The 4,205-nt window shown below is 33.2% G+C and carries 5 protein-coding genes; 1 reads left to right on the forward strand and 4 read right to left on the reverse strand.

Translation table 11 applies throughout. The features are described from left to right. Positions 1–456 (reverse strand): MFS transporter (locus tag SOY52_RS08570; protein ID WP_320848540.1); only part of this gene is annotated, 456 nt, incomplete at its 3' end. A gap of 85 nt (positions 457–541) precedes the next feature. Here SOY52_RS08570 and SOY52_RS08575 point away from each other — a divergent pair. Beyond that, positions 542–1,759: a glycosyltransferase gene (locus SOY52_RS08575; RefSeq protein WP_320848541.1), complete on the forward strand. Its 1,218-nt coding sequence runs from the start codon at positions 542–544 to the stop codon at positions 1,757–1,759. Here the strand turns inward: SOY52_RS08575 and SOY52_RS08580 are convergent. The 3 genes from SOY52_RS08580 to SOY52_RS08590 all read right to left on the reverse strand — a co-directional run. Then, complete coding sequence (locus SOY52_RS08580) at positions 1,751–2,206, reverse strand: hypothetical protein (RefSeq protein WP_320848542.1); 456 nt, start codon at positions 2,204–2,206, stop codon at positions 1,751–1,753. The two genes, SOY52_RS08575 and SOY52_RS08580, sit on opposite strands and share 9 nt — an antisense overlap. Continuing rightward, positions 2,206–3,474 (reverse strand): YihY/virulence factor BrkB family protein, encoded by a 1,269-nt coding sequence (locus SOY52_RS08585; RefSeq protein WP_320848543.1) that lies wholly within the window; start codon positions 3,472–3,474, stop codon positions 2,206–2,208. Before SOY52_RS08585 ends, SOY52_RS08580 begins: the two co-directional genes overlap by 1 nt. After that, a partial coding sequence (locus SOY52_RS08590) for a serine aminopeptidase domain-containing protein (RefSeq protein WP_320848544.1) occupies positions 3,467–4,205 on the reverse strand: 739 nt, incomplete at its 5' end. The genes SOY52_RS08585 and SOY52_RS08590, both read right to left, overlap by 8 nt.

Here is a 4,205-nt window from a genome sequence, read left to right on the forward strand (position 1 = left end):
TAAATATGGGCTTATTCCAGTACCAAAGCTCCATGAAAAGTTAAATGAACTAGTTAGCTTGTTTAGTTCAGCTCCTTCACTTCCTCTTGTGATCCAAGCTTCCATTTGTGGCCATAGCATACTCATTGTAAAACCATAGAAGACTAAAAATAGAAAAACTAAAGGGATAGAATAAGTAAAAGAAATAGCAATAACTGAAAGAGCCATTCCAATTACTGATAAGCTAACCATTATTCTTGGAGCAAAATTTTGATAGATTTTTGAACATAGTAAGCAAGATACTAAGTACACACTAGTGTATGTGCTTGCTGCATATGCTATAGTCCCTGCAGAGGCATTTAGTGTGTATCTTAAATAATATACAAGTGCAAGGTTTACCATTGAAATTGCACATTGACCTAAAAAGGAAGCTATATTTAGCCCCCAAAATTGTATTTTTTTACTTCGTTGATTCATAATTTTTAGATGATATTACACTAGTGGCACAATAAACAATAATAGAAAGCTTGAATTTTTATTAACCAAAGTCGATAATTACTATATGAGAGTTTTGTTAGCAGTTGATAAATACTACCCTGCAATTAATGGGGTTATTACATCAGTAAAAAATCTTAAGGAAGCCCTAGAAAGGAAAGGGCATGTGGTAAAGGTATTAACGCTCTCAGAATCTGCATCAACTCATATAAAAGACAATGTAATATACATCGGTTCAATGAGTGTTGATAAAATATATCCAGATATCCGTATCAAGCATCCTGTTATGAGAAAGTATATTCAAGAGCTAATTGAGTGGAAGCCTGATGTTATTCACACTAATACAGAGTTCTCAACCTACAAGCTTGCTAAGGACATCTCAAGAAAGACTGGTGCCCCTATGGTGCACACCTACCATACAGATTATGAAGATTACGTACACTATATAGCACTAAGTAAAAAGGTAGGTAAACCAATTGTTAAAGCATACATTAAGCATGTTACATCTTATATGCAGGAGATAATTGCACCTACTCAAAAGACAAAACTCCAACTTGAAGGCTATAACATTAGAAATAAAATAACTGTTATTCCAACAGGACTTGATTTATCAAAATACAATAAAGAGTATACAGCTGAAGATATTGAAAAGCTTAGAACTAAGCATAATCTAAAAAAGGATGTTGCCACACTTATTTTTGTCGGAAGGCTTGGTAAGGAAAAGAATCTTCTTGAAATAATTAATTATCTTTCAGACTATCGTTTGTATGATTATCAATTCTTAATCATTGGAGATGGTCCAGATAGAAAAACAATAGAACAGCAAATTGCTACCACAGGATTATCAAATAAGACTGTCTTTACAGGAATGGTAAGTCAAGATGATATAGCACTCTACTATCGCCTTGGCTCCCTATTTGTTTCTGCGAGCCAAAGTGAAACTCAAGGATTAACCTATATTGAAGCACTTACAAGTGGTCTTCCTCTTCTTTGTAAAAAAGATGACTGCTTAGATAATGTATTAATTGAGGGTGAAACAGGATGGTCATTTAACAATGAAAAAGAATTTAAGGACCACCTTACATTCTTCCTAACAAACCCTGATAAAGCAAAAGAAATGAGTAAAAAAGCTCGTGAATTTGCTATTTCATCTTTTAGCTCTGATAGTTTTGCCGATAAGGTATTATCCATTTATCAAGAAGCAATTAATAATAACTACCCTAAAAAAAGAGGCATGATAAAAACTGTTTACCATGCCCTACTCGATCGTCTTCCATTAGTCTAATGGAACAACCTCTTCAATGTAGTCGATAGAATCGAGGAGTAAATCAAAAAGGAAAGGAAGAATGTATTCTTCTTTTTCCTCTACACTTAATGGTCCATACTCCTCTTTTTGACCACTAGAGTACATTACTACCTCTCCAGAAGAATAAAGACCTCTAGTATTATTCTCCTTCTGAAGCTCTCTTAAGCTAACTCCAAGCATTTGACTTAAAGCTCTTAAATTCTGCTTTTCCACTGAAACAGCAATCTTTGCTTTATCATTAAAAAAAGCAACCAAGGAATGAGCAATAAATACATAATCCTCTCCTGAGGCTGTTTTTACATTTTTGTAATAATTAATTTTTATATCAGCACATTTAAAACGCTTTACAGGATTTTGACTAACATCAGGAACTGATGAAAAATCCTTTCTTGTTAGCTCAGGTATTTTGTGAATGTCTATAATCATTATATTCTCTCCAGAAGATTATCTAATGTTAGATTATTAAATGAATCAAGTCCTTTTTTCAAAAATTGCTCACTAACTGCTTCACCAATTGTTTCAATACTCTCTTCATCAAAGGCATATAGTGACTTAACGATGTCCTTAACCAAAATTTGATCAAGAGGTTTTGCAGGAACATAGCAAATCATACCTTTTTTTGTGCTATTTGTTTCCAATAAAAAACCATCAGAAACAAAGCAAGAAGTAATACTATTAAGTTCCATTTGGTTTATCAAAAGCTTTCTAATAAGCTGCTTTTGGCTTACTTGTCCTTCTCCATTTCTATATGATGAAGCAACTATCATTATTAAATTAATGCCATCTTGAATTCGCTTAGCAGGGTCTTCTCCAATTCCCTTTACCTCTGATTTATCAGGTCTAAACTGATAAACATAGGTAAATTCAGCTGCAATCAAAACAGCGTACCAACAAAGATAAAGATACAAAAGTAAGAAAAATACAGTTGAAAGCGAACCATAAAGTACTGAAGTATTTACTGATAGTGTTACTACATACTTAAAAGCAGCTGTAATAATAAAGAGCATTACTGCTCCAATTAAAGAGCCTAAGAGTGCTGATTTAAATCTTACTTTTAAATTAGGCACATAATAGAATATCGAAAATAAAAATAATACTACTCCAAAATATGAAAAAATGTTTGATATAAACAATTTAAAACTACTAGGAGTATTTGAGTTATCGACATAGGAAGAAATGTAATTAGTTGCTTTTGTGTTTAAGGCTAATACAACTGATAAAAAAATTACAGCTAGAATTAGGAATGTAAAAAAGGTTGTAAACCTCTTTAATGTTCCACTTCTAGGAGTTGCCCTAAATAGTCTATTAATAACCATGTAAATTTTATTTACAAGTAATATTGTAGTAAAAATAAAAGAAACAAAACCTAAAGCACCAAGTCCCATTCCATTTGTTGTTAATTTTGAGAGTGCTTCAATAATTTGCTTGCTCATAGCAGCCCCCATTGCTTGATACAATAGTTCAACTAAGATATCAATTAGGGGCTGTAATACACCAAATAGCTGGACTACAGCAAAAATAAATGTAAAACAAGGTACAAATGCAACAAGGGTTGAATAAACTAAACCAGAAGCAAGGATATCTACATTATCGTTAAATAAGATTTCGCAGGAACGAACTAGCAAATACCAAACATCTTGAACCCACGAAATAAATCTATCCTTTAGATTAATCTTTGCTTCTTCATTATCCATTGATTAAATTAACCTTCTCCATTAACCAAGAACCTATAAAATTATAGGTATCCTGTTTATCTGTCTCATTCAAAATTTCGTGTCTTCCACCCTCAACGAGCTTAAGGGTAACATCCTTTATCCCAGCTTTTTTATAGTTCTGGGCAAACTTCTTAACACCCTTACCATAGCCACCAACAGGGTCAGCATCACCTGAAATAATTAAAATTGGAAGAGATGCTGGAATCTTTTTCATTAAATTAACATCGTTAGCCATCTCAACGCCATCAATTAAATCAGAGTAGAACATAGAAGAACAAATAAAACCACAAAGTGGATCGTTAATATATTTATCTACTTCTTTTTCATCACGGCTTAACCAATCAAAAGGGGTACGTGGATTTTTTATTTTTGAATTAAAGGAACCAAAGCTAAGTTTATCAAGCTTGCTATTAGGAAGTCGTGAGCCATATTTTTTGGCCATGCTTAAAGCAATAGACTTTCCAACCTTTCCTACAATTCCTTTTGATGCTCCTGAGCCCATAATAATTAAGCCATCAAATTCAGATGGGTGCATAGTAATTACACTACGAGCCATGAAAGATCCCATGCTGTGGCCCATTAAATAGTGAGGAAGATCTTCAAATTCATTGAAGATTACACGGTCAAGTTCGAATGAATCCTTTGCTACAGTAAGCCAACCTTCACGATCTGCAAACCAACCTTTTTCATTCTCTTCCTTTGTAAACCCA

This window comes from Bullifex sp., assembly GCF_034103065.1.
In the GTDB taxonomy this organism is placed as follows: Bacteria; Spirochaetota; Spirochaetia; order Sphaerochaetales; family Sphaerochaetaceae; genus Bullifex.